The 26,412-nt window shown below is 65.8% G+C and carries 29 protein-coding genes; 12 read left to right on the top strand and 17 right to left on the bottom strand.

The genetic code is table 11. The annotated features are described in order from the left end of the window. Positions 1-44: 44 nt before the first annotated feature. The 7 genes from dapB to P9217_RS11195 all read right to left on the bottom strand — a co-directional run bounded on the left by dapB (position 45) and on the right by P9217_RS11195 (position 8,162). Positions 45-866 carry a 4-hydroxy-tetrahydrodipicolinate reductase gene (gene dapB / locus P9217_RS11225; protein ID WP_095799539.1) on the bottom strand — a complete coding sequence of 274 codons (822 nt, stop codon included), beginning with the start codon at positions 864-866 and terminating at the stop codon, positions 45-47. Then, positions 863-2,722 (bottom strand): ABC transporter ATP-binding protein, encoded by a 1,860-nt coding sequence (locus tag P9217_RS11220; protein WP_278086010.1) that lies wholly within the window; start codon positions 2,720-2,722, stop codon positions 863-865. Before P9217_RS11220 ends, dapB begins: the two co-directional genes overlap by 4 nt. Positions 2,723-2,853: 131 nt before the next feature. After that, a complete protein-coding gene (locus P9217_RS11215; protein WP_067003316.1) occupies positions 2,854-3,873 on the bottom strand; it encodes a glucokinase in 1,020 nt (339 codons plus the stop codon). A gap of 263 nt (positions 3,874-4,136) precedes the next feature. Beyond that, complete coding sequence (gene mepA, locus P9217_RS11210) at positions 4,137-5,219, bottom strand: penicillin-insensitive murein endopeptidase (RefSeq protein ID WP_067323472.1); 1,083 nt, start codon at positions 5,217-5,219, stop codon at positions 4,137-4,139. 190 nt (positions 5,220-5,409) lie between these two features. After that, positions 5,410-6,315 carry an SDR family oxidoreductase gene (locus P9217_RS11205; RefSeq protein WP_278086011.1) on the bottom strand — a complete coding sequence of 302 codons (906 nt, stop codon included), beginning with the start codon at positions 6,313-6,315 and terminating at the stop codon, positions 5,410-5,412. A gap of 16 nt (positions 6,316-6,331) precedes the next feature. Further along, entirely contained in the window at positions 6,332-7,489 is a 1,158-nt protein-coding gene (gene queG, locus P9217_RS11200; RefSeq protein WP_278086012.1) for a tRNA epoxyqueuosine(34) reductase QueG, read from the bottom strand. Further along, positions 7,470-8,162 (bottom strand): glutathione S-transferase family protein, encoded by a 693-nt coding sequence (locus P9217_RS11195; RefSeq protein WP_067003220.1) that lies wholly within the window; start codon positions 8,160-8,162, stop codon positions 7,470-7,472. The genes queG and P9217_RS11195 overlap by 20 nt, the downstream gene beginning before the upstream one ends. A 160-nt stretch (positions 8,163-8,322) precedes the next feature. Between P9217_RS11195 and P9217_RS11190 the strand changes: the two genes are divergently transcribed. After that, positions 8,323-9,129, top strand: a complete 807-nt coding sequence (locus P9217_RS11190; protein WP_095827355.1) for an undecaprenyl-diphosphate phosphatase — start codon at positions 8,323-8,325, stop codon at positions 9,127-9,129. Positions 9,130-9,162: 33 nt separating this feature from the next. On the opposite strand, the gene P9217_RS11185 is transcribed toward P9217_RS11190, so the two are convergent. Both P9217_RS11185 and rsmI read right to left on the bottom strand, forming a co-directional pair. Beyond that, on the bottom strand, positions 9,163-9,540 hold the full coding sequence (locus tag P9217_RS11185) for a YraN family protein (RefSeq protein WP_067323465.1): 378 nt from the start codon (positions 9,538-9,540) through the stop codon (positions 9,163-9,165). Then, positions 9,533-10,429 carry a 16S rRNA (cytidine(1402)-2'-O)-methyltransferase gene (gene rsmI / locus P9217_RS11180; protein ID WP_127247415.1) on the bottom strand — a complete coding sequence of 299 codons (897 nt, stop codon included), beginning with the start codon at positions 10,427-10,429 and terminating at the stop codon, positions 9,533-9,535. The genes P9217_RS11185 and rsmI overlap by 8 nt, the downstream gene beginning before the upstream one ends. Before the next feature lie 153 nt (positions 10,430-10,582). On the opposite strand from rsmI, the gene P9217_RS11175 reads away from it, so the two are divergent. Both P9217_RS11175 and P9217_RS11170 read left to right on the top strand, forming a co-directional pair. Beyond that, on the top strand, positions 10,583-10,780 hold the full coding sequence (locus P9217_RS11175; RefSeq protein WP_067003211.1) for a hypothetical protein: 198 nt from the start codon (positions 10,583-10,585) through the stop codon (positions 10,778-10,780). A 7-nt stretch (positions 10,781-10,787) separates the two neighbouring features. After that, on the top strand, positions 10,788-10,976 hold the full coding sequence (locus P9217_RS11170; RefSeq protein ID WP_067003209.1) for a hypothetical protein: 189 nt from the start codon (positions 10,788-10,790) through the stop codon (positions 10,974-10,976). An 89-nt stretch (positions 10,977-11,065) separates the two neighbouring features. Here the strand turns inward: P9217_RS11170 and P9217_RS11165 are convergent, their stop codons facing one another. The 5 genes from P9217_RS11165 to rph all read right to left on the bottom strand — a co-directional run bounded on the left by P9217_RS11165 (position 11,066) and on the right by rph (position 14,543). Then, positions 11,066-11,329 (bottom strand): protein tyrosine phosphatase, encoded by a 264-nt coding sequence (locus P9217_RS11165; protein ID WP_278086013.1) that lies wholly within the window; start codon positions 11,327-11,329, stop codon positions 11,066-11,068. Between the two features lie 56 nt (positions 11,330-11,385). After that, complete coding sequence (gene hemW, locus P9217_RS11160) at positions 11,386-12,564, bottom strand: radical SAM family heme chaperone HemW (protein WP_278086014.1); 1,179 nt, start codon at positions 12,562-12,564, stop codon at positions 11,386-11,388. Beyond that, a complete protein-coding gene (gene rdgB, locus P9217_RS11155) occupies positions 12,561-13,238 on the bottom strand; it encodes an RdgB/HAM1 family non-canonical purine NTP pyrophosphatase (protein WP_127215921.1) in 678 nt (225 codons plus the stop codon). The genes hemW and rdgB overlap by 4 nt, the downstream gene beginning before the upstream one ends. Continuing rightward, complete coding sequence (locus P9217_RS11150; protein WP_095799529.1) at positions 13,238-13,648, bottom strand: VOC family protein; 411 nt, start codon at positions 13,646-13,648, stop codon at positions 13,238-13,240. Before P9217_RS11150 ends, rdgB begins: the two co-directional genes overlap by 1 nt. Before the next feature lie 178 nt (positions 13,649-13,826). Continuing rightward, positions 13,827-14,543, bottom strand: coding sequence for a ribonuclease PH (rph, locus tag P9217_RS11145; RefSeq protein WP_067003199.1), 717 nt, complete (start codon positions 14,541-14,543; stop codon positions 13,827-13,829). 180 nt (positions 14,544-14,723) lie between these two features. Here rph and hrcA point away from each other — a divergent pair, with 180 nt between their 5' ends. The 6 genes from hrcA (at position 14,724) to P9217_RS11115 (ending at position 20,388) form a co-directional block, all read left to right on the top strand. Next, entirely contained in the window at positions 14,724-15,806 is a 1,083-nt protein-coding gene (gene hrcA / locus P9217_RS11140; RefSeq protein WP_067003197.1) for a heat-inducible transcriptional repressor HrcA, read from the top strand. A gap of 31 nt (positions 15,807-15,837) precedes the next feature. Further along, the gene (locus P9217_RS11135) at positions 15,838-16,035 is read left to right on the top strand and encodes a hypothetical protein (RefSeq protein WP_067003314.1); all 198 of its coding nucleotides are present in this window, start codon (positions 15,838-15,840) and stop codon (positions 16,033-16,035) included. 110 nt (positions 16,036-16,145) lie between these two features. Beyond that, positions 16,146-17,495 carry a sorbosone dehydrogenase family protein gene (locus tag P9217_RS11130; protein ID WP_278086015.1) on the top strand — a complete coding sequence of 450 codons (1,350 nt, stop codon included), beginning with the start codon at positions 16,146-16,148 and terminating at the stop codon, positions 17,493-17,495. Between the two features lie 112 nt (positions 17,496-17,607). Beyond that, positions 17,608-18,225: a LysE family translocator gene (locus P9217_RS11125; RefSeq protein WP_278086016.1), complete on the top strand. Its 618-nt coding sequence runs from the start codon at positions 17,608-17,610 to the stop codon at positions 18,223-18,225. Positions 18,226-18,413: 188 nt separating this feature from the next. Further along, positions 18,414-19,394, top strand: coding sequence for a cysteine synthase A (gene cysK / locus P9217_RS11120; RefSeq protein ID WP_278086017.1), 981 nt, complete (start codon positions 18,414-18,416; stop codon positions 19,392-19,394). A gap of 364 nt (positions 19,395-19,758) precedes the next feature. Continuing rightward, the gene (locus P9217_RS11115; protein WP_278086018.1) at positions 19,759-20,388 is read left to right on the top strand and encodes a glutathione S-transferase family protein; all 630 of its coding nucleotides are present in this window, start codon (positions 19,759-19,761) and stop codon (positions 20,386-20,388) included. Positions 20,389-20,410: 22 nt separating this feature from the next. On the opposite strand, the gene P9217_RS11110 is transcribed toward P9217_RS11115, so the two are convergent. Both P9217_RS11110 and P9217_RS11105 read right to left on the bottom strand, forming a co-directional pair. Next, on the bottom strand, positions 20,411-21,658 hold the full coding sequence (locus P9217_RS11110; protein WP_127247422.1) for a DUF6596 domain-containing protein: 1,248 nt from the start codon (positions 21,656-21,658) through the stop codon (positions 20,411-20,413). Positions 21,659-21,662: 4 nt separating this feature from the next. After that, a complete protein-coding gene (locus P9217_RS11105) occupies positions 21,663-22,025 on the bottom strand; it encodes a YciI family protein (RefSeq protein ID WP_067003312.1) in 363 nt (120 codons plus the stop codon). 252 nt (positions 22,026-22,277) lie between these two features. Here P9217_RS11105 and P9217_RS11100 point away from each other — a divergent pair, with 252 nt between their 5' ends. From P9217_RS11100 to P9217_RS11090, 3 genes are read left to right on the top strand one after another with little or no spacing between them, the layout of a single operon-like run. Further along, a complete protein-coding gene (locus tag P9217_RS11100) occupies positions 22,278-23,237 on the top strand; it encodes a TAXI family TRAP transporter solute-binding subunit (protein WP_067003186.1) in 960 nt (319 codons plus the stop codon). 38 nt (positions 23,238-23,275) lie between these two features. After that, the gene (locus P9217_RS11095) at positions 23,276-25,402 is read left to right on the top strand and encodes a TRAP transporter permease (protein ID WP_278086019.1); all 2,127 of its coding nucleotides are present in this window, start codon (positions 23,276-23,278) and stop codon (positions 25,400-25,402) included. After that, entirely contained in the window at positions 25,399-25,776 is a 378-nt protein-coding gene (locus tag P9217_RS11090; protein WP_127216016.1) for a DUF1850 domain-containing protein, read from the top strand. Before P9217_RS11095 ends, P9217_RS11090 begins: the two co-directional genes overlap by 4 nt. 201 nt (positions 25,777-25,977) lie before the next feature. Here P9217_RS11090 and P9217_RS11085 read toward each other — a convergent pair whose 3' ends face one another. Further along, positions 25,978-26,409: a DCC1-like thiol-disulfide oxidoreductase family protein gene (locus tag P9217_RS11085; protein WP_278086020.1), complete on the bottom strand. Its 432-nt coding sequence runs from the start codon at positions 26,407-26,409 to the stop codon at positions 25,978-25,980. Positions 26,410-26,412 lie beyond the last annotated feature (3 nt).

Below are 26,412 nucleotides of genomic sequence, written 5' to 3'. Positions count from 1 at the left end.
GGTTTTCAGCCCGGAATTGCGGAAGAAAAGCAGAAAAAACCGCCTCAGCCCAGGCCGAGCACGTCCCGCATGGAATAGAGGCCCGGCTTCTTGCCTCGGCCCCAGAGCGCCGCCTTGACCGCGCCGCGGGCAAAGATCGCCCGGTCCTCGGCCTGGTGGGCGAGCGTGATGCGCTCGCCGGTGCCGGCCAGGATCACGCTGTGCTCGCCGACCACCGACCCGCCGCGCAAGCTGGCGAAGCCGATCGTGCCGGCCTTGCGGACGCCGGTATGGCCGTCGCGCACACGCACGCTGTTGTCATTGAGCGCGATCTCTCGTCCTTTGGCCGCCGCTCCGCCGAGCAGCAGCGCCGTGCCGGACGGCGCGTCGACCTTGTGCCTGTGGTGCATCTCCAGGATCTCGATGTCGAAATCCTGCGCATCGAGCGCGCGCGCCGCCTGCTCCACCAGCACCGCCAAAAGATTGACGCCGAGGCTCATATTGCCGGATTTGATGATGGTCGCGTGGCGCGCCGCCGCGGCGATCTTCGCATCGTCATCGGCCGAACAGCCGGTCGTGCCGATGACATGGACGATGCGCGCCTGCGCGGCATAGCCGGCGAATTCGACGCTTGCGCCCGGGGCCGTGAAATCGAGCACGCCGTCGGCCTTGGCGAAGGCCGGCAGCGGGTCGTCGGCGATCGGCACATTGATGCTGCCGATGCCGGCGAGCTCTCCGGCATCCTTGCCGAGATGCGGTGAACCCGGCCGCTCGACGGCACCGGCAACGCACGCGCCGGGAATGGAGTGGATGGCGCGGATCAGCGTCTGACCCATCCGGCCGGCGGCGCCCACCACCACCAGGCCCATATCGCCCGTTTCGCTCATGCGCTTCTCCCGACGGTCTTCTTCGCGCGCGTGCGCGGCAGAGGAGTTTGGGTTGTCTTGGCGTCATCGACAAGCCCCAGCCCCTTCTTGCCCTGCACCCGGTGGAAGCGGGCATAGACGCTGTGCGGGTCGGCCATCAGCGAGGCGTGTGTGCCTTCCTCAACCAGCCGTCCCTCTTCCAGCACGATGATGCGGTCGGCATTGACCACGGTCGACAGCCGATGCGCGATGACGATGGTGGTGCGGCCTTCCATGACATGGGTGAGCGCTTCCTGGACGCGCGCTTCGGCCTCGTTGTCGAGCGCCGACGTAGCCTCGTCGAGCAGCAGGATCGGCGCCTGGCGCACGATGGCGCGGGCGATCGAGACGCGCTGGCGCTGACCGCCGGAAAGCGTCGAGCCGCCTTCGCCGACCGGCGTGTCGTAGCCTTGCGGCTGCTGGCGGATGAACTCGTCGGCGGCGGCCTGTTTCGCCGCCTGCTCGATCTCCGCGTCGGTCGCTGACAGCCGGCCGTAGCGAATGTTGTCGCGGATCGTGCCTTCGAAGAGATACGGCGCCTGCGAGACATAGGCGATCGATTGGCGCAGCGACCGCTTCGTCACCTTCGAGATGTCCTGGCCGTCCACCTCGATGCTGCCCTCGTCGACGTCATAGAAGCGCTGCAAGAGCGCCACCAGCGTCGACTTGCCGGCGCCCGAAGCGCCGACGATCGCCGTCACCTTGCCGGCGGCGGCGGTAAAGCTCAGATCCCTCAGCACCGGCATGTCGGCGCTATAGCCGAACGTCACATTGTTGAAGGTCACTTCGCCGGAAATGATCTTCGCTTCGGCGGCGTCGGGCGCGTCGCTTTGTTTCGGCTCGAGGTCAAGCAGTTCATAGATCATGCGCGCGTTGACCAGCGCGCGTTCCATCGCCACCTGCATGCGCGCCAGCCGCCGCGCCGGATCATAGGCCAGGATCAGCGCGGTGATGAAGGAAAAGACCGCGCCCGGCGGCTGACCGAGATACAATGCCCGATAGCCGGAATAAGCGATGACGGCGGTCACGGCGAGGCCGGCCAGCATGTCCGAAATCGGCGACAGCCGTTCCGAGACGCGGGCAATCTTGTTGCTGCGCTGTTCGGCCGTGTCGGCCATGCTGCCGATGCGGCGCTTAAGCTCTTCCTCCAGGGTGAAGGCCTTGACGATGGCGATGCCTTGGGTGGCCTCCTGCACCGACCCGCTCAGCCGAGAATTGATCAGCACGGATTCCCGATTGATCTTGCGCACCCGGCGCGTGATGTAGACGACGGCCCAGATCAGCGGCGGCCCGATCAGCAGCGAGCTCAGCGACAACACCGGATCCTGGTAGACCATGAGGCCGACCAGGCCGACGAGCGTCACTGCGTCGCGAGTGATCGAAATCAATGTCAGCGACAGCAGGTCGCGGATGCCGCCGATATTCTCGTCCAGCTGCGCCGCCAGTCGACCCGAGCGCGTGTCGTTGAAGAAATTGACGCCGAGCTTCATCAGTTGGTCGAAGCTGCGCTTCTGGTAGCGGGCGACCAGATTGTTGCCGATCGTGGCCAGCATCACCGCCTGGCCGTAGCCGGCGAAGCCGCGCACGAGGAAGGCGCCCATGAAGCCGGCGCAAATCCACCAGACGGCGTCGCTGCTCCGCTCGTAGAAGATCTGATTGACCATCGGCGCCATGACCCAGGCCGAGAAGGCGGTCGCGCCCGAAACCAATAACGAGCAGACGATGACGATCGCGTAGGACCAGCGATGGTCATAGCCGTTCTCGGCGATGATACGGCGCAGTACCACCGTTACCTCGCCGGGCCGGGCCTTTAGCTTGTTTGGATTTTGAAATGTCAAATCGGCAGCGCTTCGTGGGTTCTCGTCAAAGGTCGGGGAGCATGTCGGCACCCTCTTAGCGCCCCGGCTACGGCTTGCCTATGGCGAAACTTCGTCGCGGTGGCCGATTGCCATCCCGAACCCGGGCGCGCTCATGCCCGCCAGTGCCGTCCGGCGGTCTGAACGCCGAACAGCGACGGGGTTCTGGCATAGGCGGCCAGCCCGAGAAGCGCGGCCAGCGGGTGGGTGATGACATAGACCGGCATCGTGCGCATCAGCGCGCTGTGCGGCGCCTTGTCCTCGAACGCGGCGCGGAAATTGCCGGCTTTCAATGCCGGCACGATTTTTTGCGCGATGCCGCCGGTCAGGAAAACGCCGCCGCGGCTCATGAACACCAGCGCGAGATCGCCCGCGGTGCGGCCGAGGCAGGTGACGAACAGTTCCAGCGCTTCCTGTGCCACCGGATCGGATTTGGCGAGCGCGGCCGCGGTAACTTCCGCCGGCGTCGTGAAAGGCGTCGGCTTTGCGTCGGCCCTGGCCACCGCGCGATAGACATTGACCAGTCCGCGGCCGCACAGGATCTGCTCGCCGGAGATGCGACCCTCGAGCTTTTCGATATGCGGAAACACTTCGAAGTCGCGCGGCGTGCGCGGGCCGATATCCATATGCCCGCCCTCGCCCGGCACCGGTATCCAGCGGCGCAGCGCGTAGATCAGCCCCGCGACGCCGAGCCCCGTCCCCGGGCCGAGCACGACCCGGCCGGCATTCGGCTCCGGCGTCCCGCCGCCGATCTTTTCCATATGCTCTTCGCCCAGCGCCACCACCGCCAGCGCCTGCGCCTCGAAATCGTTGAGCACGACGATCTCGCTCAAGCCCAGATTGGCAAACATCTGGTGCGGCTTGACCACCCACGGGCAGTTGGTCAGCCGGATCTCGTCGCCGTCGACCGGCCCGGCCACCGCCAGCACCGCCGAATGCGGCTGGATCGACGAGCGGTCGAGCACCGCCGCCTGGATCGCCTCGTCGATGGTCTTGAAATTGGCAGTCTGGACGATTTGCGGCTCGGTCGCTTCCGAATTGGCGTCGAGCACGATCGAGAAACGCGCATTGGTGCCGCCGATATCACCGATCAGGACCGGAAACCGCAGCGCTGTATCGTCTTCGCCAACCATGCTTTTTGTCCCGTTCGTTCCCGCTCCGTCGCTGACTAGCGCATGGTCCTGCAAAGGGAAAGCGGCTTTGGTGCCTATCTCGAGCGTCGGCGCCGCCCCTCACCTGCCTGTCGGAATCCTCTCCCCGTCAGTGACGGGGAGAGGGGCACTGTCGCCAATGGTTTCGCCAATCGCCAGCTTCGCAAGAAGAAAGCCCGCATTGCGGCAGCCAGGCGGATGTGGGGCGCCGCCGGCCTCGACCATCTGGACGCCGTGGCGTGGCCTCAGTTCCCCGGCCTTGGCCGGGGCACTGGAATGCCGATTTTGGGCGTCGGCGCAAAGGAGCTCGCCGCCGCCGGCAGCGTCGCCGCATCGCTGGAGATCGTCTCCGCCGGCTCGGTCGCTTTCGATTTGGCCGCCGCCACCGCTGCCGCGCCGTCGCCCTGATAGGTGACCGCTTCCAGAGAAGGCGCGTCCGGCGCCGCAAGCACCGCCTGGCACTCCTTCGGCAAATTGGCCATGGTCATCAGGTCGCGCGCTTTCGGCGCATCCGGGTTCTTGTTGGGCCGCCACGGCTCCTCGGTGAACCACCAGGCAAGCGGTTTGCCGCAGCCGTCATCGGCCGGCGTCGCCTCCTGCGCCTTGCAGCCGGGCGAGCCCGCCTGGCAGCCGATGCGCATGTGGAAATGATAGTCATGGCCCCAGAACGGCCGGATCTTGCGCAGCCAGGAGCGATCGCCGGTGACCGTGTCGCAAAGTTTCTTCTTGATGCCCGGATTGACCAGGATGCGCTCGACCTCAGGGTAGCTCGCCGCACGCTTCAAAAGCCGCGTATGGGACGGCGTCCACAGCGCGTCCTTCACCAGATGCGTCTTCTCGTCGACCATCAGCGTCGCGCTCATGCTCTCGCGCTGCGCCATGGTCAGCGGCCGCCGCGGCATCGGCGTCAGCCAGATGTCGGCATCGAGGCCGATCTGGTGCGAGGCATGGCCGGTCGTCATCGGGCCGCCGCGCGGCTGCGAGACATCGCCGACCAGCAGCCCCGGCCAGCCATCCGCCTGGGCGTCTCGAGCGAGCTTCTCGATCAGCGCAATCATCGCCGGATGGCCCCAGCGGCGGTTTCGCGAGGGGCGCATCACCTCCCAGCTCGGCCCGTCCACCGGCAAGGCGACCCCGCCGGTGAAGCAGCCTCTTGAGTAAAAGCCGAACGATTGCGCGTGCGCCACCGCCGGCAGCTTCTTGGCGCCAAACAGGTCTTTTGCGCGCGGTTCGGCCGAGATCGCGGCCGCCGCCAGCCCGGCTAAGGTCACCAGGGCAAGCGCGGCGGTCAGGAACGGCTTCCTGTCGGGCAGCGGTCGCAACGTCATCAGGTCGGGTCCCCTCTCCAGTGGCGCGACGCAATCTCAGGCGGCATGCTAAAACATGTCTCCGGAAAGTGGGACCCGGTTTCGGGACAAAGACATGCATAAAATCAAACCTGGAGCGCACGAAGCGGATCCGAAAGATTCGCGACGCAGTTCAGGCGCGAATCATATCACGCCATGCACGTCGCTTCGCTCACGAGCGTTTCATCGGGCTGCGCGGCTGTCCGTCTCGCCAGTTGCCGTCGGCCCACATCCGCTCCAGCGCCACCCGGTAATTCGGCAAACGAAAGCTGTAGCCGGCCGCTTTGATCGCGGCGTTGGCGACGCGCTTGTTCTCGCCGTAGAAGGACCGCGCCATGGGCGAAAGTTGCGCCGTCTCGAAGGGGATTTCCGGCGGCGCCTCCACGCCCATCAGCCGGGCGGCGTAGGCGACGACATCCTGCGGCGGCGCCGGCTCGTCGTCGGTGACATTGAAGATGCCGCCGCGGTTCCTATCGGCCAGGTGCCACAGGGCGCCGGCGATGTCGTCGCAATGGATGCGGTTGAAGACCTGGCCGGGCTTGACCAGCCGCCTCGCGGTGCCGTCCTCAAGATTGGCCAGCGCGTTGCGGCCCGGGCCGTAAATGCCGGAAAGCCGCAGGATCGCTACCGGCTTTCCGATTTCCCGCCCAAGAGCCAGCCATTCCTGTTCGGCCGCCACCCGCATTACCGAGCGCTTCGAAACCGGCTTGCACTCGGCGCTCTCGTCCACCCAGGCGCCGCCATGGTCGCCGTAGACGCCGACAGTGGAAAGATAGCCGATCCATTTGAGCGCCAGCATCTTGGCCCGGATCGCCTCGCCTGCCGCGTTGAGCACCGGATCGCCCGCTTCGTCCGGAGCGACCGAGACGATGAGATGTGTTGTGTGCCGAAGCGCATCGCTGATTTCCGCCGTCAACGAACCGTCGAAGCTTAACGGATTGATGCCTGCCTGCCGCAACACCTCGAACTTTTCCGGCGATCGCGTCGTCCCAAGGATCGGCGCGCCATCTTCATTGGCTCTCGCAAAACCCTTACCGGAATAACCGGCGCCGAAAATGAAGAAGCGTCTCTCGCCCATCAATTAAATCCGTTCCTCAATGGTCCTTTGCGGGAACCGGCAGCGCTGACAGCCATTCCTCGCGCACCGTTGCATCGCCTTCGGCCTGCAAGGCCGATGCGGCGAACTCCGCAAAATCGCGCCGCGGCATCAGTCGCGATAGCGCCCATACTGCCGCACCCCGCACCAGGGGCGAGCCGTCGTCGATTAGGCCGCGCGCGATCGGCGTCAGCGAAGCATCGCCCGAATTGCCGGCGGCGATCAGCGCGTTGCGGATGAAACGGTCGCGGCCGATGCGCTTGATTGGCGAGCCCGAGAAAAAGGAGCGGAACGTCGCATCGTCGAGCAACAGCAGCTCCGACAGCCGCGGCTCGCGCAGATCTTCGCGAGCGGCAAGCTTGGCCTCGGCGGCGACGCTGGCGAATTTGTTCCACGGACACACGGCGAGGCAGTCGTCGCAACCATAGACGCGGTTGCCGATCGCCTCGCGAAATTCGCGCGGGATCGGCCCCTTGTTCTCGATGGTGAGGTAGGAGATGCAACGCCGCGCATCGAGCCGGTAGGGCGTCGGGAAGGCATCGGTCGGGCAGATGTCGAGGCAGGCGCGGCAGGAGCCGCAATGGTCGATCTCGGCTTTGTCCGGCTCAAGCTCGGCCGTGGTGAAGATAGTGCCGAGGAACAGCCATGAGCCATGCTCGCGGCTCACCAGGTTGGTGTGCTTGCCCTGCCAGCCCAGCCCCGCGGCTTCGGCAAGCGGCTTTTCCATCACCGGCGCCGTGTCGACGAAGACCTTCACGTCGCCGCCGGCCCGCGCGACGATCTTGCCCGCGATTTCCTTCAGCCGACCTTTCATCACGTCGTGATAGTCGCGATTTTGCGCGTAGACCGAGATCGCACCGCGATCGTGTTTGTCGAGGACATCGCGCGGATCCCGGTCCGGACCGTAGTTCATGGCGAGCACTATGATCGAACGCACTTCCGGCCACAGCGTCGAAGGCTCGGCACGCCGCCCGATCGTCTCGGCGATCCAGTCCATCGAGCCGTGAAATCCCTCGGCGACAAACTCGGCCAGGCGCGCGGGAGCCAGCGGGATCGCGTCCGGCCGGGTGACGGCAACGGCGTCGAAGCCGGCGCGGCGCGCCTCCGCGTCGATCAGCGCGCGCAGCTTCGTCGTGTCAGAAATCGAGGTCCGCATAATGCGATACCGGCGACAGGCCGCGCACGCGATCGGTGAGCAGCGGCCGGAACGACGGCCGTGATTTCACGCGAGTATACCATTCGCGCGCCGCCGCGTGCTCGCGCCAGTCGATCTCGCCGAGATAGTCGAGCACGGAAAGCGTCGCGGCCGCGGCGAGGTCGGCATAGGTCACCTTGTTGCCGGCCAGCCAATGACGCGTGCCCGCCAGCCAGTTGGTGTATTTCATGTGCTGGCGGATGTTGGCGCGCGCGGCGCGGATTGCGCCCGAATCGGGTGAGCCGCCGCCCGCCGTCTCCGGCATCACCGGCTTCAGCACCCGCTCGCGCACCAGATGGCGGGTGACCTCGCTTTCGGCCTTGCTGAGATACCAGTCGGTCAGTCGCCGGATTTCGGCGCGCTGCATCGGGTCCTCGGCAAACAGCCGCCTGTCGCGCTTCAGCACCCCGCGTGTCTCGTCAAGATATTCGGCAATGACCATGGCGCCGACGATTGGCACATCGCCTTCGGCCAGCAGGATCGGCAGCGTGCCGGCCGGATTGAGCGCCAGAAACTCCTTGCGCCGGGTCCAGGGTTTCTCCTCGATCAAGGCCAGCTCCTCGCCATACTCGCCAAAGGCGAGGCGGACGAACCGGCAGGTGGCGAACATCGGGTGGTGAAAAAGCGTCAGCATGGTTCCGCGATGATAGGGCGCACTGGCAAATTGGTGTGAGCGCCGGTAAGTCTTGGCGGCCCGATTCCAGGGACTGTCATGTGTTGCGACCTATAGGGGCACTTCCGCGCCATGACAAGCAAGCCCTTCCCCTTAGCCGTCACTCGAAGCAGAGGTTGCCATGGAAAGCCAGACCATCGTCGAAGCGCTGCTGCTTGGTCTGATCGAGGGCCTGACCGAATTCATCCCGGTCTCGTCGACCGGCCACATCCTGCTCGCCGGCCATTTCCTCGGCTTTCATTCGACCGGCAAGGCCTTCGAGATCCTGATCCAGCTCGGCGCGATTCTTGCGATCTTGAGCGTCTATTTCCGCCGCCTCTGGAAGATGCTGCTCGAACTGCCGCATGACCGGCTGACAAGGCATTTCGCCATCGGCATCCTCATCGCCTTCCTGCCGGCGGCGCTCATCGGCGCGTTGGCGCATGACTTCATCAAGACCTTCCTGTTCGAATCGCCGCGCCTGATCTGCATCATGCTGGTCATCGGCGGCGTGGTGCTGCTCGCCGTCGACCGCATGAACCTGAAGCCCGTCTACCGCGACGTCGAGCGCTTTCCGACCAGGCTTTACCTGCAGATCGGCCTGTTCCAGTGCCTGTCGCTGATACCCGGCACCTCGCGCTCCGGCTCGACCATCGTCGGCGCGCTGCTCTTGGGCGTCGACAAGCGCGCGGCGGCGGAGTTTTCCTTCTTCCTCGCCATGCCGACGATGGTCGGGGCCTTCGCCTTCGATCTGTTCAAGAACCGCAACGTGCTGACCTCGGCCGACCTGCCGATCATTGCCGTCGGCTTCATCGCCGCCTTCGTCACCGCGCTCTTCGTGGTGCGCTTCCTGCTCGATTACGTCTCGCGCAGGGGCTATTCGCTGTTCGGCTGGTGGCGGCTGGTGGTTGGCGGGCTCGGACTGGTGGCGCTGATGATCTGGGGGTGAGCTTACCTTCCCACAAGTGCGGAGGGTGAGCCCTCAATTCCGCCCATAAAATGCATTCTCGACATGCACCGGCCAGCGCCAGGGCAGCACCGCCACCATGTCGAAGCGTACCGACAGCCGGCCATAGTCCGGCTGTCGCGACAGCCAGAGGTCGGCGGCACCCTCGATGCGCCGTTCCGAGGCGTGGGCGATCGCTTCCATCGCCTCCATCAGCGTGCGCCGCGCCTTGACCTCGACGAACAGCACCAGGTCGCCGCGCCTGGCGATCAGGTCGATCTCGCCGAGCTTTGTGCGATGGCGGCGCGCAAGGATGCGATAGCCCTTCAGCATCAGCGCCAACGCCGCCAGCCATTCGCCGCGATGGCCGCGCCGATAGGCTTTTCGCCGATGACCGACGGTGCGCTCAGCCACCGCCGTCCGCCTTCAGCTCGATCAGCCGGCGATAGAGCGCCTGTTTCTGGCCGCCGGTCATCTTCGCCGCTTCCGCCGCCGCCTTGGAGGCCGGCATTTCGGCGGCTAAAGACAACAGCAGCCGGTCGATGTCGGCCGGCTGGTCCTCGGCCGCCTCCGGCGGGCCGACGCAGACCACGATTTCGCCCTTGGGCGTCTCGGCCGCCGCGTGGTGATCGGCGAGCTCTCCGAGCGTTCCCGTTCGCATCTCCTCGAACGCCTTGGTGAGCTCGCGGCCAATCGCCGCTTTGCGCGCTCCGCCAAGCGCTTGCGCCATCGCAGCAAGCGTCTCGGCCAGCCGGCGCGGCGATTCATAGAAGATGAGCGTCGCCGGCACCTGCCTGAAGCTTTCGAGCTTGGTGAGCCTCTGGCCCGCCTTGGCCGGCAAGAAGCCGGCGAACAGAAAGGTGTCGGAAGGCAGGCCGGAAGCGGTCAGCGCGGCAAGCGCCGCCGACGGTCCGGGCACCGGAATAACGCGGATGCCGCGCTCCAGCGCCTCGCCGACCAGCCGGTAGCCGGGATCGGAAACCAGCGGCGTGCCGGCATCCGAGATCAGCGCCACGCTTTGTCCGGCAGCGAGCGACTCGATCAGCTTCGGCCCGGCCTCGGCTGCATTGTGCTCGTGATAGGCCGTGGTGCGCCGGCGAATGCCGTAGCGTTCGAGCAGCACGCGCGAGACGCGGGTGTCCTCGCAGGCAACGATGTCGGCGCCGGCCAGCGTCTCCAGCGCACGCAGCGTGACATCGGCGAGATTGCCAATCGGCGTCGCCACCAGATAGAGCGCCGGCTCCAGCGGCCGCGCCGCAATTTCGGTCTGCCCGATTACATAGCTGCGTTTGTCGCCGGTCAATTGAGGCCCTCCCCACGCGCCACTGTTTGCCACGGCTGATCTGCGGTTGCAAAACGTGATGGCGATGCAAGGGAATCGCCATGCCTTTGCCACGATGCGGAACCAAACCGCATAAGGCGGATTTTACCCCTGATTCCCGAGGAGGAGGACAGGATGGACAGCCTGATCATTCAAGACGCTTTCACGCCCTATTATTCGGGCTGCAAGCGCTTTGCCGGATCGGAGAAGGTTGCCGGTTCGGAGGATCGGGAACCCTCCGCCAGGACAAAGGACAAGGAAGCGATGAAGCCGCTTCCAAGCCCCGCGGTTCAAGACGCCTCGACCGAAACCGAAAGCACGACGGAGCACTGACCGGACGATGCCCAATCGCTTCGACATTTTCATCACACGACTCGAAAGCAAGACCGCCCGCGAGGGCATTCCTTCCCATCCGATCGCCGCCCAGCACGGGAACCGCCGCGACAAGACCGATCTGAAGCAGGGCCGTTCCGGCGACGCGCATGCGGAAAAGGATCGCGGGAAGCAGCGCCAGAAGCACGACGCCTAGAGCTGCTGCGACCCTTCGCGATCTCTCGCCTCGTTATCCCAGGCGGAGCGAGGAGCGAAGCGCCGTGCTTGGCCGTTCAACCACGCCATTCAGCCCAGATATTTAGTGACCTTGGCCTCCAGAAGTCGCACCAGCTCCGGGTCCATGAAGGCGTAATTGTCCGGAATGTCGAGGGAGATCACTCTGGCGGCCTTCAGGCTCGACCGGAACTTCTTTTGCAGCTTGGCCCGATGGGCCTTCTCCATGACGAAGCTGATGTCGGCCCACGCGACGAGCTCCTGCGTGAGCGGGTTGTCCGCGTCGTGATTGGTGCCGGCCGATTCGACCTCGAGGTCGCGGCGCCTGGAAAACACCTACTCGGCGGTGGGGCTGCGCAGGCGGTTCTGGCTGCAGACGAAGAGAACCTTTTTCACCGCGCGAGGTCTGCCACCACCGCATCGAGCACGATCATGCCGGCGGTCGTGGCGCGGAGGCGGGCGTTGCCGACCGGCGCCACCAGCCCCTCTTCCTGCAGCACCGACAATCGGTCGCTCGCCAGACTACGCCCGGCAAGCGTCTCGTAGCGCTGGAGGTCGATGCCTTCGGCCAGCCGCAGCCCCATCAATAGGAACTCGTCGGCTTCTTCGGCGCGCGTCAGCACCTCGCCGCCGGTGACGCCATGGCCCCTGGCTTCGACCAGGTTGGCCCAGGTCTCAGGCATCTTTTCCGCGACCGTCACGGTACGGCGGCCGTTCTCGACGAAGCGGCCATGCGCGCCGGGTCCGACGCCGACATATTCGCCGTAGCGCCAATAAGTCAGGTTGTGCCGGCTTTCCGCGCCCGGCCGCGCGTGGTTGGAGATTTCGTAGGCCGGAAGCCCGTGCGCCGCGGTCACCTCCTGCGTCAGCGCGTAGAGGTCGGCGGCATGGTCGTTGTCGGGCAGGACGAATTTTCGCGCTGAGTGGAGTGCATGGAACGGCGTGCCCTCCTCGATCGTGAGCTGATAGAGCGACAGGTGGTCGGCGGCGTGCCCGATCGCTTCCTCAAGCTCTAAAGCCCAAGCCTCCGGCGTCTGGCCGGGCCGCGCATAGATCAGGTCGAAGGAGAGCCGCGGAAAGATTTCCCGCGCCAGCCCGATGGCCTGCAGCGCCTCCTCGACATTGTGCAGCCGGCCGAGGAAGCGCAGGTCCTTGTCGTTCAGCGCCTGCACGCCGAGCGAGACACGGTTGACGCCGGCCGCCCGATAACCGCGGAAGCGCTCCGCCTCGACCGAGGACGGGTTGGCCTCCAGCGTCACCTCGATCCCGGCAGGCACCGTCCAGTTCTTCGCTACGGCTTCCAGAACCGCTGACACCGTTTCCGGCTTCATCAGCGACGGCGTGCCGCCGCCGAGGAAGATGCTGGTCACCTCGCGCGGCCCGGTGCGGGCGCGCATCGTCTTGAGCTCCGTCTCGAAGGCCCGCGCAAAACGCTCCTGGTCGACCGGCTGGTGGCGAACGTGGCTGTTGAAGTCGCAGTAAGGGCATTTGGCCGCGCAGAACGGCCAATGGATATAGACGCCGAAGCCGGGGCTGCGGTCGAGCGGCATGGTCTGGCCTGTTCCGATCATTTTGACCTGAGCCGCGCCAGATCCAGCCGCGCCAAATCCAAGCGGGCCTGGGCAAACTTCTGGAAGGCGCGGGCGCGGTGCGACAGGGCTGTTGCCTGGCCGGGCTTCCAGCCATGCTTTTGCTCGGCGCTCATCTCGCCAAAAGTCTTGGCGAAGCCGTTGGGCAGGAACACTGGATCGTAGCCGAAGCCGAGCGTGCCGCGCGGCGGCCAGACCAGCGTGCCTTCGGCCTCGCCGCGGTAATATTCGGCCTCGCCATCGGGAAAGGCGAGGCAGATGACGGCGACGAAACGGCCGGTGCGCTGCGCCGGCTCGGTCGCGCCGACCTCCTGCAGCGCCACTTCGGTGCGCTGCATGGCCATGCCGAAATCGCGTGTGCCGTCCGCCGTCTCGGCCCAGTTGGCGGTGTAGACGCCGGGCGCCCCGTCGAGCGCATCGACGCAGAGCCCCGAATCGTCCGACAGCGCCGGCAGGCCGGTGGCCTTGGCCGCGGCATAGGCCTTGATATAGGCATTCTCCTCGAAGGTCGTGCCGGTCTCGTCCGGTTCCGGCAGGCCGTACTCCTTGGCCGACTTCGCCTCGAAGCCGAACGGGGCCATCAAGTCGGCGAATTCGCGCAGCTTGCCTTCATTGTGGCTGGCGACGACGATCTTTTGTTCGTTCAAAGAATGCATCAGAGACCCCAGATCCTTGGTTCGGCGAACTCGATCGAATTGCCCGAAGGGTCGCGGATATAGATCGAATGTCCGCCTTGCGGCCATTCGAAATCGCTTTCGATGGCGATGTTCTTGGCCGCCAGATGCTTGCGCCATTGGGCGATCTCGGCCGCAGTCGCAGTGAAGCAAAGATGCCCTTCGCCGACCGTGCCGTGCGGCGGCACCTTCAGCCTGGCGTCGGGCGCCGGCGGAATTTTCGTCGCCTCGGCATTGAAGATGAGCAGCACGCCGTTGCCGCAGCGGAAGAAGACGTGGCGACCTTCGACCTTGCCCAGCGGATCCAGGCCGAGGATGTCGCGGTAGAAGGCTTCGGCAGCGGTTAGATCTGTGACGTAGAGCGCTGATTCCAGAATCGCGGAGGGAGTCACGAAGCACCCCCCTCTGCCCTGCCGGGCATCTCCCCCTCAAGGGGAGAGATTGGCAGCTCCACCGACAGTGTGTCGACGGCGAAGATTGGCGAAGGCCGAGGTGAGGTCCGATCTCCCCCCTTGAGGGGGAGATGGCCGGCAGGCCAGAGGGGGGTGCCTAGGCTCGGCATTCGAAAACCTACGCCACCGCCATCTGCTGCAGGCTGACCAGCCGAGAAATACCCTTCTTGGCCAGTCCCATCAGCGCCGAAAACTGCTCTTCGGAGAAGGGCTCGCCTTCCGCCGTGCCCTGGATCTCGACGATGCCGCCCTTGCCGGTCATGACGAAATTGGCGTCGGTGCCGGCCGAGGAATCCTCGAGATAATCGAGATCGATGACCGGCTGTCCGTCATGGATGCCGCAGGAGATCGCCGCGACATGGTCCTTGAGCACCTTGGAAACGCTGGCCATCTGGCGCGCTTCCATCCAGCGCAGGCAATCGTATAGCGCCACCCAGCCGCCGGTGATCGAGGCGGTGCGGGTGCCGCCGTCGGCCTGGATAACGTCGCAGTCGACGGTGATCTGCTGTTCGCCTAGCGCCTGCAGGTCGACAACGGCGCGCAACGAACGACCGATCAGCCGCTGGATCTCCAGCGTGCGGCCGCCCTGCTTGCCGGCGGAAGCCTCGCGGCGCATCCGCTCGCCCGTCGAGCGCGGCAGCATGCCGTATTCGGCCGTAACCCAGCCCTTGCCGGAATTGCGCATCCAGGCCGGCACCTTTTCCTCCAGGCTCGCCGTGCATAGCACATGCGTGTCTCCGAACTTCACCAGGCACGAGCCTTCGGCGTGCTTGGAGACGCCGCGCTCGAAGGAGATGGCGCGCATTTCGTCGGGCTGGCGTTTGGAGGGGCGCATTCGGCCTTCTTTCCTATGGTTTTGGATTCGTCGGCGGCTTGTAGACGCATGCGGCGGATGGCGCAAAGGAAAAGGGCGCCAAGGAAACGGGGAGTCAAGGAAACGGCGCAAGCGAAAATGGCCCGGGTTGCGCCAGGGAGGCTTAAGTCTATATCTTTCGATAGGAGGTTTTTCGCCGGAATGAACAAGGCAGTCGATCCCGCATCGCAGCCGCCCGTGCTTCAGTCGCTCGACATGCGCTCGCGCGACATCTTCCGGCGGATTGTCGATTCCTATCTGCGCGACGGCGAGCCGGTCGGCTCGCGCAGCCTGTCGCGCATCCTGCCGTCGTCGCTGTCACCGGCCACCATCCGCAACGTGATGAGCGACCTCGAGCATCTGGGGCTGATCTACGCGCCGCACATCTCGGCCGGCCGCCTGCCGACCCAGACCGGCCTGCGCTTCTTCGTCGATGCCTTCATGGAGCTCGGCGATCTGTCGGACGACGAGCGTCGCGTCATCGAGGCGCAGGTGCGTGCCTCGGGCTCGGGCGCCACGCTGGAGCATATGCTGACCGAGGCCAGCCAGATGCTCTCCGGCATGTCGCGCGGCGCCGGCCTGGTGCTCGCCGCCAAGAACGAGGTGGCTCTGAAGCACATCGAGTTCATCCAGTTGGAACCCACCAAGGCGCTCGCCGTCCTGGTGTCGCAGAGCGGCGATGTCGAGAACCGCGTTGTCGACCTGCCGGCCGGTATCACCGTCTCGCAGCTGCACGAGGCCTCGAACTTCCTCAACGCCCATATCCGCGGCCGCACGCTGGCCGAGGCCCGGGTCGAGATCGCGCGCATCAAGGACGAGACCAGGGCCGCTCTCGACACGCTGTCGCAGGAGCTGGTCGAGAAGGGCCTCGCGGTCTGGGCCGGCGCCGAAAGCGGCCTGCCGGCGCGCCTCATCGTGCGCGGCCGCGCCAATCTTCTGGAAAACGTCACCGCCCAGGCCGATCTCGAATTGCTGCGCCATCTGTTCGAGGATCTGGAAACGCAGGACGGACTCCTGCAGCTCCTCGACCTCGCCGAGGAAGGTCCGGGCGTGCGCATCTTCATCGGCTCGGAGAACAAGTTGTTTTCGCTGTCCGGTTCGTCGCTCGTGGTCGCGCCCTATCGCGACAAGGATGCCCGCGTCGTCGGCGCGCTCGGCGTCATCGGCCCGACGCGATTGAACTATGCCCGCATCGTCCCGATGGTCGACTATACGGCCCAGTTGATTTCGCGCATGCTGAGATAGGCGAGCGGGAAACGTCGCAAGGAGGGTGGAAATGGCGCTGGAATCGTTCAAGGCCCAGATCAGCCTGCTGCTCGAGGAGATGGTGAACCAGCCGGAAGACGATCACGAGATCCAGGAGCTACTGCGCGAGAAGCTCAGGGAAATGCGCGCCATGGGCCTGCCGCTGCCGGCCGATCTGGTCGCGCTGGAAAAGCAGCTCGACGACGATCTGGATATCGAAGAGAGCTGAACTGCCGGCGCTTTCCGTCAAAATCCGCATGCCCGGCTTCTCTTTTGGAAAGCCTGCCCGATATTCGCTGTCTGGTTGCTGATGCACGTTGGCGAATAACGGAGAACAGCATGATACGGATTGCCGGCCTTGCCGCCCTCGCTTTGTTCCTGGCCTCCGGCGCCGTCGCGCAGCAGGCCGATCAGCCCTTGCTCACCGGCAAGAAGGCCTTCGGTGACTGGAGGGCCGACCGGCCCGGCGTGCGGCGCCTCATCAGGCCCGACGATCTCCCGAAGCCGAATGTCGCCGAATCCGCCTCGAACGGCGGCGGTGTCACCGATCGCCCCGAGGATGCCACGCCAGCCCTTCCACCCGGCTTTTCGGCCGAACTGGTGGCTTCGGGCATCAGCAGCCCGCGTGTCGTGCGCACGGCGCCGAACGGCGATCTCTTCGTCGCCGACAGCAGGGCGAGCCAGGTCCGCGTCTATCGACTGGCCGAAGGCAGCGCCAAGCCCGCCGAGAAGTCGGTCTTTGCCAAAGGCCTGACCCGGCCCTACGGCATCGCCTTCTATCCGCCGGGCGACAAGCCGCAATGGGTCTATGTCGCCAACAGCAACAGCGTCGTCCGCTTTGCCTATCGCGACGGCGACCTCAAAGCTTCCGGCGAGCCCGAAACGATCGTCTCGGACATCCCGTCGAGCCATCACTGGACGCGCGACATCGCTTTTTCGCCCGACGGCAAAACGCTCTATCTCTCGGTCGGCTCGGGCTCGAATACCGCGGAGGGCATGGGAGCGAGGCCGAAGGGCGGCGTCGAAGAATGGGCGAGATCGGCACCGCTCGGCGCTACCTGGGGCGCGGAGGAAGGCCGAGCGGATGTGCTCGCTTTCGATCCTGACGGCAAGAACCGCAGGATGGTCGCCACCGGCCTGCGCAACTGCTCGGGCATGACGGTGCAGCCGGCTACGGGCGCGCTCTGGTGCGTCGTCAACGAACGCGACGAGCTAGGCGACAACGTGCCTTTCGAATATGCGACCGCCGTCAAGGAGGGAGCCTTCTATGGCTGGCCCTGGTACTATATCGGCGACAACGAGGATCCGCGCCACAAAGGCGCGCGGCCCGATCTCGCCGGCAAGGTCACGGTGCCGGACGTGCTGATCCAGGCACATTCGGCGCCGCTCAACATCGCCTTTTACGAGGGCGGCAACTTCCCGGCCGACTACAAGGGCGACGCCTTCGTCACCCTGCACGGCTCGTGGAACCGCAATGTCCGCACCGGCTACAAGGTGGTGCGGCTGAAGTTCAAGGACGGCAAGCCGACCGGCGAATATGAGGATTTCGCCACCGGCTTCGTCATTGCCGACGATGCGGTCTGGGGCCGGCCGGTCGGTGTCGCGGTGGCGAACGATGGTTCGCTGATCCTGACCGAGGACGGCAACGGCACGATATGGCGCGTCGCCTACGGCGACGGCCGGTCCTGAAGCGGCGCTGGTGCAACCGAATCCGGCCGCAAGGCAATTAACGCCGCCCCGGCACCGTGGTAAGAGGCTGCCGCTCTGGATCCCGATCCCGGGATAGCGCTGGGTTCAAACCATGACACTGACAGGATTTCTCGCCTACAGCGCCGCCCTCGGCGTCGCCGCCGCCATTCCGGGTCCCGGCGTGACGGCGCTTGTTGCCCGCGCGCTCGGCTCCGGCTTCCGTTCGTCGCTCGCTATGTCGTTCGGTCTCATGCTCGGCGACATTACCTACCTCACCGCCGTCGTGCTCGGCCTCGCCTTCGTCGCCCAGACCTTCGGCATGGTGTTTCTCGCCATCAAATGGGCGGGCGTCGCTTATCTCGCCTTCCTTGCCTGGCGCTTCTGGACCAGCGGCATCTCGCCCGAGACGGTCGAGGCGCGCAAGGGCAGAAGCGGCCTGGCGTCGAGCTTCATCGCCGGGCTGACGGTGACGCTCGGCAACCCGAAGACGATGATCTTCTATCTCGCCATCACGCCGACCATCGTCGACCTGAAGACGATCACGCCGGCCGACTACGGCATCCTTGTCGCGCTGACCGTTGTCGTCCTGTTCGGGGTGCTGGTCCCCTATCTGGCGCTGGCTGCCAAGGCGCGCTGGTTCCTGAGATCGCCGCGCGCGCTCAAGGTGCTGAACCGCACCGCCGCCGGCTTCATGATGGGAGCGGCAGCCGCCATCGCGGCCCGTCAATAGGCTGCATTCTCAACCGGCCCCCATTTCGGGGAAAGCATCCCCAAAACGGGCCGATCCGGAAAATGCATTTCCGGCGCGGGGAGGTTTTCAGCAGCCGCCCCACTCGGATATTTTCGGCGGGCAGCCTATCTTGCGCGGCTGAAAGCCTTATTCTGTATGCCTATGCCTTTGCCTTGGGAGCGAAACCAATGAACAAGCCCGTCACCTCCGCGCGTGTCCCCGGCCGCGGCCGCATCTTCAACTCGATCACCGAGACGATTGGGGACACGCCGCTGGTGCGGCTGGATAAGTTCGCCAAGGAGAAGGGCGTCGTCGCCAACGTGCTGGCCAAGCTCGAATTCTTCAACCCGATCGCCTCGGTCAAGGACCGCATCGGTGTCTCGATGATCGAGGCGCTGGAGGAGGCCGGCAAGATCGCGCCGGGCAAGACCACGCTGATCGAGCCGACCTCCGGCAACACCGGCATCGCGCTGGCCTTCGCCGCCGCCGCCAAGGGTTACAAGCTGATCCTCACCATGCCGGAGACAATGTCGGTCGAACGTCGCAAGATGCTGGCGCTGCTCGGTGCCGAATTGGTGCTCACCGAAGGCCCGAAAGGCATGAAGGGCGCCATCGCCAAGGCCGACGAGTTTGCCGCCACGCTGCCCAACGCCATCATCCCGCAGCAGTTCGAGAACCCGGCCAATCCGGAAATCCACCGCCGCACCACGGCGGAGGAGGTCTGGAACGACACCAATGGCGAGGTCGACATCTTCGTTGCCGGCATCGGCACCGGCGGCACGATCACCGGCGTCGGCCAGGTGCTGAAGAAGCGCAAGCCTTCGCTGCATGTCGTGGCGGTCGAGCCGGAAGCCTCGCCGGTGCTCTCCGGCGGCCAGCCCGGCCCGCACAAGATTCAAGGCATCGGCGCCGGCTTCGCGCCCAAGATCCTCGACACCACGATCTATGACGAGATCGTCAGGGTCTCGAACGAGGATTCGGTCGCCAATGCGCGCCTCGTCGCCCGCCTCGAAGGCGTGCCGGTCGGCATCTCGTCGGGTGCCGCGCTGCAGGCGGCGATCGTCGTCGGCTCGCGGCCGGAAAACAAGGACAAGAACCTCGTCGTCGTCATCCCGTCCTTCGCCGAGCGCTATCTCTCGACGATCCTGTTCGACGGGCTGGGGGCGTAGGCGCTCATACCTCGAAGAATGGCCGGGAAATGCCACGGTCCAGAATGGATACCACCTGTCTTATCCGAGATTAACGGAGCCGCTGTTCCTCCTCCGCAGAAAGATCCGCAACGCTTGTGACGTGGAGACGCCAAGGCATGGATCCTCGGGTCTGCGCGCGTCGCGCAGCTCGTTGCTCGCACGTGGATGACCAAGTCGGGAACGCCACAGCCAATCTCAAGAGCTTGCGAACAAGCGGCACTCCCGGGATGATGCAAGCTGGATCGCTCAAAAAGCGTCTGTGGCAAGCGGAGCCCGGCTTGAGGAAGGCGCCGCTTCCGGTTCAAATCGCCGCCGGCCTCGAATCGGCCGGCGGGAGGATTTTATGTACAAGCTTTACACGCGTCCCGGCAGCGGCGGCTTCGTCGTCGAGGCGGCCTTGGCTATGGCCGGCGCGCCTTTCCGGCAGATCGACGTGCCGAAGAAGGATCCGCCCGATCCGGCTTTCCTCGCCATCAGCCCGCTGAACCAGGTGCCGGCGCTGACATTGCCCGACGGCCGGTCGATGACCGAATCGGCGGCGATCTGCATCCTGCTCGCCGAGCGTCATCCAGAAGCGCATCTGGCGCCGCAAGCGGGCTCGCCGGCGCGCGCCGATTTCCTGCGCTGGATGGCCTTCATGTCGTCGGCGCTCTATCCCGCGATCCTGAGGCTCTATTACCCCCACCGCTACACGGCCGACGCCGATAGCGTGCAGGTGGTCAAGGAGGCGGCTATCGCCGAAATGGATCGCGGCTTTGCCATTCTCGATAGCGCGCTCGCCGGCCGTGAGTGGCTGGCCGGTGAGGAATTTTCGCTGGTCGACATCTATCTCGTGATGCTGGTGGCCTGGCATCCCGACACCAAGAGCGCTCGCGTAGCCTGGCCGAACATCGAACGGCTGTGGGGCAAGTTGCGCCAGCATGCGATCATGCGGAAACTGAACCTTTCTCATGAGATGTGGCCGCAGGACTAGTTGCTGGAACCGCCGTCTCGCCTCAGTTGCGGACCAGCTTCCCCCGCTCGGCCTGCAGGAAATGGCGCAAGGCCGGATCGCGCTCGAGGCCGATCGCCCGGTCGTAAGCCTCGGCGGCCTCGGCCGTCCTGCCGAGCCTGGCTAAGAGCTCGGCCCGCGCCGCCCAATAGGGCTGGTATTCGGCAAGCCGCTTATCGCCGCCGATCTCGTCGAGCGCGGCAAGACCCTCGGCTGCGCCCTCGGCTTCGGCGATCGCGACAGCGCGGTTGATCGCCACCACCGGCGAGCCGGCAATCGCCATCAGCGCGTCGTAAAGCTGGCGGATCGCGGTCCAGTCGGTGCGGCCGCTCCGCCGCCTTGCCGTGTGCGCCGACTGGACCGCAGCCTCCAATTGGTAGCGGCCGATGGTTCGCCTGATCGCGGCGCGCCTGAGCAGCGCTTCCGCCTCGTCGATCAGCTTGTCGTCCCAAAGCGCCACGTCCTGCTCAGCCAGCGGCACGAAGTCGCCGTCGGGACTGCGCCGCGCCGTGCGCCGCGCGTCGGCGAAAAGCATCAGCGCCAGGAGCCCGAGCGTTTCCGGCTCATCCGGGATCAGCGACGCGACCAGCCGGCCGAGCCAGATGCCTTCCGTAGCCAGGTTGCGTCGGCGCGTCTCGGTGCCGGCCGGATCCGACCAGCCCTCGGCGAATGTGGCGTAAATCGCTTCCAGCACCGCATCGAGCCGCTCGCCGAGCTCGGCCCGCTCCGGTACCCGGAAGGGGATGGCGGCCTCGCGGATGCGGCTCTTGGCGCGCACCAGGCGCTGGCCCATCGTCGTCGGCGAGACCAGAAAGGCCGAGGCGATGGTTGCGGCGTCGAAGCCAAGCACGGTCTGCAGGATCAGCGGCGCGCGTACGCTGGCCTCGATCGCCGGATGTGCGCAGGCAAACATCAGCCTCAGCCGCTCGTCGGGCAAATCCTCGTGCGTCATGCGCGCCTCCGCCTCTTCGGCAATCAGCTGCAGGTGGCCGCGGGCCGCCTCGCCGGTCAGCCGCCGCCGCACGGCGTCGACGTCGCGGCGGCGCGCCACCGCCAGCAGCCAGGCCTCCGGCTTTTCGGGCACGCCGCTCTTCGGCCAGCGCTCCAGTGCGGCGGCGAACGCGTCGGCCAGCGCGTCCTCGGCGCCGGCAACGTCGCGCATGCGAGCAGCGAGATAGGCAACCAGCTTGCCGTAGCTCTGCCGGGCGGCCGCCTCGGCCGCCGCCCGCGCCGTCTCCGGGCGCTTGTCCATATTGCTAGGACCGGTAGTCGGTCATTTCCCAGATCGGCCGCACCTCGACCGTGCCGGTGCTGGCTGCCGGGCAGCGCGCGCCCCATTCCATAGCGGTGTCGATGTCGGTCGCTTCGATCATGTAGAAGCCGGCAAGCTGTTCCTTTGTGTCGGCATAGGGACCGTCGAGCACATTGGTCTTGCCGTCGGCGAGCCGTATCGAAGTGGCCGCCTGGGTCGGACGCAGCCTTTCGCCGGCGAGGTACGCGCCGGACTTCTTCAAGGCTTCGGTATAGGCACCGTAGGCGGCAAGCGTCTGTTCGGTCTTGTCGCGCGGCGCATTCGCCATTGCCGCTTCGTCATTGTAGATCAAAAGCATGTATCGCATGGTCTTCTCCGTTTTCTCGAAGGCCGCGTCGTCGCGGGCCGACCTATGTCGTGCGGCCACGGCCGATTTCGACAGGCGCCGCGAAAATCTTTCGCCTCCAAAGCAATCGAGCGCAAGCCGGCGCTTTCGCCACCCCTCGATCGTTCGTCTAATGGCTGCAATTGCGGGTTGGCATTTGACGTCTCCTGTCTAAACTCCCAGCTTCGCGCCGGCAGAGGCGGCGCGGCGCGACCATCAGGAGGAGGAAACAAAATGCTCGATTTCAGGACGAAATTTGTTGCCGCCGGCGCTTTGGCATTGTCGCTCGGCCTCGGCGCCATGTCGGCCGGGGCACAGGAATTCATCACCGTGCTGACCGGCGGCACGTCGGGCGTCTACTATCCCCTCGGCGTCGCGCTGTCGGAAATCTACGGCAAGGGCATCGAAGGCGCCCGCACCCAGGTGCAGGCAACCAAGGCATCGGTCGAGAACCTCAACCTGCTGCAGCAGGGCAAGGGCGAGATCGCCTTCGCGCTCGGCGATTCCGTCAAGCTCGCCGCCGAAGGCAACACCGAAGCCGGCTTCCCCGGCAAGCTCGACAAGCTGCGCGGCATCGCCGCCATCTATCCGAACTATATTCAGATCGTCGCCAGCAAGGAGTCCGGCATCAAGACCCTCGCCGACCTCAAGGGCAAGAGCCTGTCGGTCGGCGCGCCCGCCTCCGGCACCGAGCTCAACGCCCGCGCCATCTTCGCCGCCGCCGGGCTGAAATATGAGGATCTTGGACGGGTCGAGTACCTGCCATTCGCCGAGTCGGTCGAGTTGATCAAGAACCGGCAGCTCGACGCCACGCTGCAATCGGCGGGCCTGGGCGTCGCCTCGATCCGCGATCTCGCAACTTCGGTGCCGATCAACGTCGTCGCCGTGCCGGCCGAGGACGTCGCCAAGATCGGCTCGCCCTATCTTTCGGTGATCATTCCCAAGGGCACCTATGAGGGCCAGACCGAGGATGTCGCCACCGCCGCGGTCGGCAATTTCCTTGTCACCCGGGCCGATGTTTCCGACGAGACCGCCTATCAGATGACCAAGCTGATGTTCGAGCATCTCGACCAGCTCGCCGCCGCCCATGCCGCCGCCAAGGCGATCGATCCGGCCAAGGCGCTGGACGGCATGCCGGTGCCGCTGCATCCCGGCGCGGAGAAATATTACAAGGAAAAAGGGCTGATCAAGTAAGCGAGGATGGCGCGGCAGTCTGCTATGGAGCGCGTCGGATGAGCAAAGCAACGTCTGGAACAACGACCGACGGCAATTCGACCACTTTTCATCTCCCTGTCGCCGAAGAACAGGTCGAAGGCCTGCCGCCGGGCTTCGGCGGCGGCATCGCCGGCAAGGCGGCCTTCCTGATTGCCGTCGCCTTCTCCGTTTTCCAGATCTACATCGCCGCCTATGGCAGCCTGCCCAGCCAGGTGGTGCGCGCCATGCATGTCGGCTTCCTGCTGCTGCTCGGCTTCGGCCTGATCGCCAACCTGCGCGCCACCGGCGTAGCGGCGAAGGCCGCGTTCTGGACGCTCGGCGCGCTCGGCTTCGGCACCGGCCTCTACAACTGGGTCTTCTACGCCGACCTCATCCGCCGCTCCGGCTTCCTCACCACGCCGGACCTGATCGTCGGCACGCTGCTGGTGGTGCTCGTCTTCGAAGCGGCAAGGCGGCTGATGGGGCTGCCGCTCGCGGTGATCGCCTTCATCTTCCTCGCCTATTGCTTCGTCGGCAATCACCTGCCGCCGCCCTTCATCCATCGCGGCTACGATTTCGCCCAGCTCGTCGACACCTTCGCCTTCGGCACCGAAGGCATATACGGCACGCCGGTCTATGTCTCGGCGGCTTACATCTTCATCTTCGTCGTCTTCGCCGCCTTCCTCGAACGCGCCGGCATGATCGCGCTGTTCAACGATTTCGCGCTTGGCCTGGTCGGCTCCTGGCGCGGCGGTCCGGCCCAGGTCTGCGTGCTCTCCTCGGCGCTGATGGGCACCATCTCCGGTTCGGGCGTCGCCAATGTCGTGGCGAGCGGCCAGTTCACCATTCCGCTGATGAAGCGCTTCGGCTTCCGCTCGGCCTTCGCCGGCGCCGTCGAGGCAACGTCCTCGATGGGCGGCCAGATCATGCCGCCGGTGATGGGCGCGGTCGCCTTCATCATGGCCGAGACGCTGAACGTCCCCTACGCCGAGGTGGTGAAGGCGGCGATCATTCCGGCGCTGCTCTATTTCGGCGCCTGTTTCTGGCAGGTGCATCTGGAGGCGGGCAAGGCCGGCCTGCACGGCATGGCCAAGGCTGAGCTGCCCAATCCCTGGGATGCGGTGCGGCAGCACTGGCCGCTGGTGCTGCCGCTTGCCGTGCTGGTTTACCTGCTCTTCGCCGGCTATACGCCGATCTTCGCCGGCACCATGGGCCTGGCGCTGACCATCGTGCTGATCCTCGGCACGCCGCTGGCGGCGCTGATCGGACCGTTCGCCTTCCGCGTCGTCTTCTGGCTGGCGCTCGGCCTTGCCGCCGCCTCCTTCATGCGCTTCGGCGTCAACATCCTCGGCCTCGTCATCGCGGCGCTCATTGTCGCCTGCGTCACTTTCAAGGGCGGTCGCGAGACGCTGCGCATCTGCGTCGAATCGCTTGCCGAAGGGGCGAAGAACGCGCTGCCGGTCGGCATCGCCTGCGCCATCGTCGGCATCGTCATCGGCACGCTGACGCTGACCGGCATCGCTTCGACCTTCATCGGCTGGATCATCTCCATCGGCGAGAACAATCTGTTCCTGTCGCTGCTGCTCACCATGCTCACCTGCCTGGTGCTCGGCATGGGCATCCCCACCATCCCCAACTACATCATAACCTCCTCGCTCGCCGGCCCGGCGCTGCTGTCGCTCGGCGTGCCGCTCATCGTCAGCCACATGTTCGTCTTCTATTTCGGCATCATGGCTGATCTCACCCCACCGGTGGCGCTCGCCGCTTTCGCCGCGGCGCCCATGGCCAGGGAAAGCGGGCTGAAGATCGGCATTCAGGCGACCAAGCTCGCCATCGCCGGCTTCGTCGTGCCGTTCATGGCCGTCTACACGCCGGCGCTGATGCTGCAGGATGCAGGCCCGATCGCGGCTTCGTTCGGCTATCCGGTCGAGGTCGCCTACGTCGTCGCCAAAGCCTGCATGGGCATCGTGCTCTGGGGCGCCGCCGCCGTCGGCTTCCTCGCTCGCCGCATGGCCTGGTGGGAGCGCTTGGTCGCCTTCGCCGCCGGCGTGCTGCTGGTGGCGGCGCTGCCGCTCACCGACGAAACCGGCTGGGCGCTGGCGCTGCTCTGGATCGGCTGGCACTGCTGGCGCGCGCGCCAGGCATCCGCGGCCGGCCCTGCATGAGCCTGTGCATCCTCGCAGCCGGCAAGACGGTGACGCTTGCCGTTGCCGCCTTTACCTTGTCCTGGACGCATTCGGTGGAACGGACGCGCTGGCAAGAGGACTGGAAGGTGACGCCGGCAGGTCTGCGCGTCGTCGAAGCGCGCGTCAAGGGCTCCGGCGCCGGCATGGAGCCGCCGGAAGGCTCGGTGCTGCGGGACGGATGGTGGGTCTATGCGCCACGGATCGGGCCACAGCCGCGGCTGGTGCTCGCGGCCTCTGGCGCAACCGGGGGAGGCTGGACCTTGTGCACGGCCAAGGGCTGTCGCGAGCTTGGCGGGACGGCCGGGGATACGGTCGCGCTCGAAGCCTGCGCCGGTTCGAGCCAGCCGCGATAAAATCCGCGTCGCGATCGAACATCACCGGCGCGAGCCTGGCCTTGGTACCGCCTCGTCCTTTGCAATAGGCCTCCGCCTCGGCGAGCGAGCGGCCGGCGACGAGCAAGGTCAGACGCGGCTCGCTCTCCAGCAACTGCACGATGCGCCCGCCGAAGGTGCCGTAACCGCCAACAATCAGAAGCTTCATCCGACCCTCCGATCTCAACTGATCAGCCGCTGCCGCAGCTCGGCGGAGGGGATCTCGCAGCTGTCTTTGCGGCCGAACAGCGCATAGCGGTGCCAGTCGCGCAGCGGCTGCGGCAGGACGAGCAGCAATCTCGCGGCGCGCCACGGCCAGCCGAGCGCCGCCATGACGGCGACGAAACTGTCGAGCTTCGTGAAGGCGGCGCCGTCGATGATGGCGAGGTTGCTGTCGTAATCCTCGGTCGGCAGGCCGTGCTCACGAAACAGCGCCTCGCCGAGCGGCGATTGCGCGGTGGCGAAGCGGAAGCGTTTGTTCCGGTCGATCTTGAGGACGATCTGGACGAAGCCCGAGCAGAACACACAGACGCCGTCGAACACGAGCAGCGGCTGGCGGGCATCGTAAGCTTGGCCTGGGAGAAGGGGACGTTTCTGTTCGGACAGGTCGGTCATGTC

Origin of the sequence: Mesorhizobium sp. WSM4989 (genome assembly GCF_029625795.1) — a bacterium.
Lineage (GTDB): Bacteria > Pseudomonadota > Alphaproteobacteria > Rhizobiales > Rhizobiaceae > Mesorhizobium.
This window is presented reverse-complemented; position numbering and strand designations above follow the sequence as displayed.

Bases quoted from the DNA above. Each gene is read 5' to 3' on its own strand.
- dapB (WP_095799539.1), bottom strand. From the start codon at position 866: ATGAGCGAAACGGGCGATATGGGCCTGGTGGTGGTGGGCGCCGCCGGC.
- P9217_RS11215 (WP_067003316.1), bottom strand. From the start codon at position 3,873: ATGGTTGGCGAAGACGATACAGCGCTGCGGTTTCCGGTCCTGATCGGT.
- mepA (WP_067323472.1), bottom strand. From the start codon at position 5,219: ATGACGTTGCGACCGCTGCCCGACAGGAAGCCGTTCCTGACCGCCGCG.
- P9217_RS11205 (WP_278086011.1), bottom strand. From the start codon at position 6,315: ATGGGCGAGAGACGCTTCTTCATTTTCGGCGCCGGTTATTCCGGTAAG.
- queG (WP_278086012.1), bottom strand. From the start codon at position 7,489: ATGCGGACCTCGATTTCTGACACGACGAAGCTGCGCGCGCTGATCGAC.
- P9217_RS11195 (WP_067003220.1), bottom strand. From the start codon at position 8,162: ATGCTGACGCTTTTTCACCACCCGATGTTCGCCACCTGCCGGTTCGTC.
- P9217_RS11190 (WP_095827355.1), top strand. From the start codon at position 8,323: ATGGAAAGCCAGACCATCGTCGAAGCGCTGCTGCTTGGTCTGATCGAG.
- P9217_RS11175 (WP_067003211.1), top strand. From the start codon at position 10,583: ATGGACAGCCTGATCATTCAAGACGCTTTCACGCCCTATTATTCGGGC.
- P9217_RS11170 (WP_067003209.1), top strand. From the start codon at position 10,788: ATGCCCAATCGCTTCGACATTTTCATCACACGACTCGAAAGCAAGACC.
- hemW (WP_278086014.1), bottom strand. From the start codon at position 12,564: ATGATCGGAACAGGCCAGACCATGCCGCTCGACCGCAGCCCCGGCTTC.
- rdgB (WP_127215921.1), bottom strand. From the start codon at position 13,238: ATGCATTCTTTGAACGAACAAAAGATCGTCGTCGCCAGCCACAATGAA.
- rph (WP_067003199.1), bottom strand. From the start codon at position 14,543: ATGCGCCCCTCCAAACGCCAGCCCGACGAAATGCGCGCCATCTCCTTC.
- hrcA (WP_067003197.1), top strand. From the start codon at position 14,724: ATGAACAAGGCAGTCGATCCCGCATCGCAGCCGCCCGTGCTTCAGTCG.
- P9217_RS11135 (WP_067003314.1), top strand. From the start codon at position 15,838: ATGGCGCTGGAATCGTTCAAGGCCCAGATCAGCCTGCTGCTCGAGGAG.
- P9217_RS11130 (WP_278086015.1), top strand. From the start codon at position 16,146: ATGATACGGATTGCCGGCCTTGCCGCCCTCGCTTTGTTCCTGGCCTCC.
- P9217_RS11125 (WP_278086016.1), top strand. From the start codon at position 17,608: ATGACACTGACAGGATTTCTCGCCTACAGCGCCGCCCTCGGCGTCGCC.
- cysK (WP_278086017.1), top strand. From the start codon at position 18,414: ATGAACAAGCCCGTCACCTCCGCGCGTGTCCCCGGCCGCGGCCGCATC.
- P9217_RS11115 (WP_278086018.1), top strand. From the start codon at position 19,759: ATGTACAAGCTTTACACGCGTCCCGGCAGCGGCGGCTTCGTCGTCGAG.
- P9217_RS11110 (WP_127247422.1), bottom strand. From the start codon at position 21,658: ATGGACAAGCGCCCGGAGACGGCGCGGGCGGCGGCCGAGGCGGCCGCC.
- P9217_RS11105 (WP_067003312.1), bottom strand. From the start codon at position 22,025: ATGCGATACATGCTTTTGATCTACAATGACGAAGCGGCAATGGCGAAT.
- P9217_RS11100 (WP_067003186.1), top strand. From the start codon at position 22,278: ATGCTCGATTTCAGGACGAAATTTGTTGCCGCCGGCGCTTTGGCATTG.
- P9217_RS11095 (WP_278086019.1), top strand. From the start codon at position 23,276: ATGAGCAAAGCAACGTCTGGAACAACGACCGACGGCAATTCGACCACT.
- P9217_RS11090 (WP_127216016.1), top strand. From the start codon at position 25,399: ATGAGCCTGTGCATCCTCGCAGCCGGCAAGACGGTGACGCTTGCCGTT.
- P9217_RS11085 (WP_278086020.1), bottom strand. From the start codon at position 26,409: ATGACCGACCTGTCCGAACAGAAACGTCCCCTTCTCCCAGGCCAAGCT.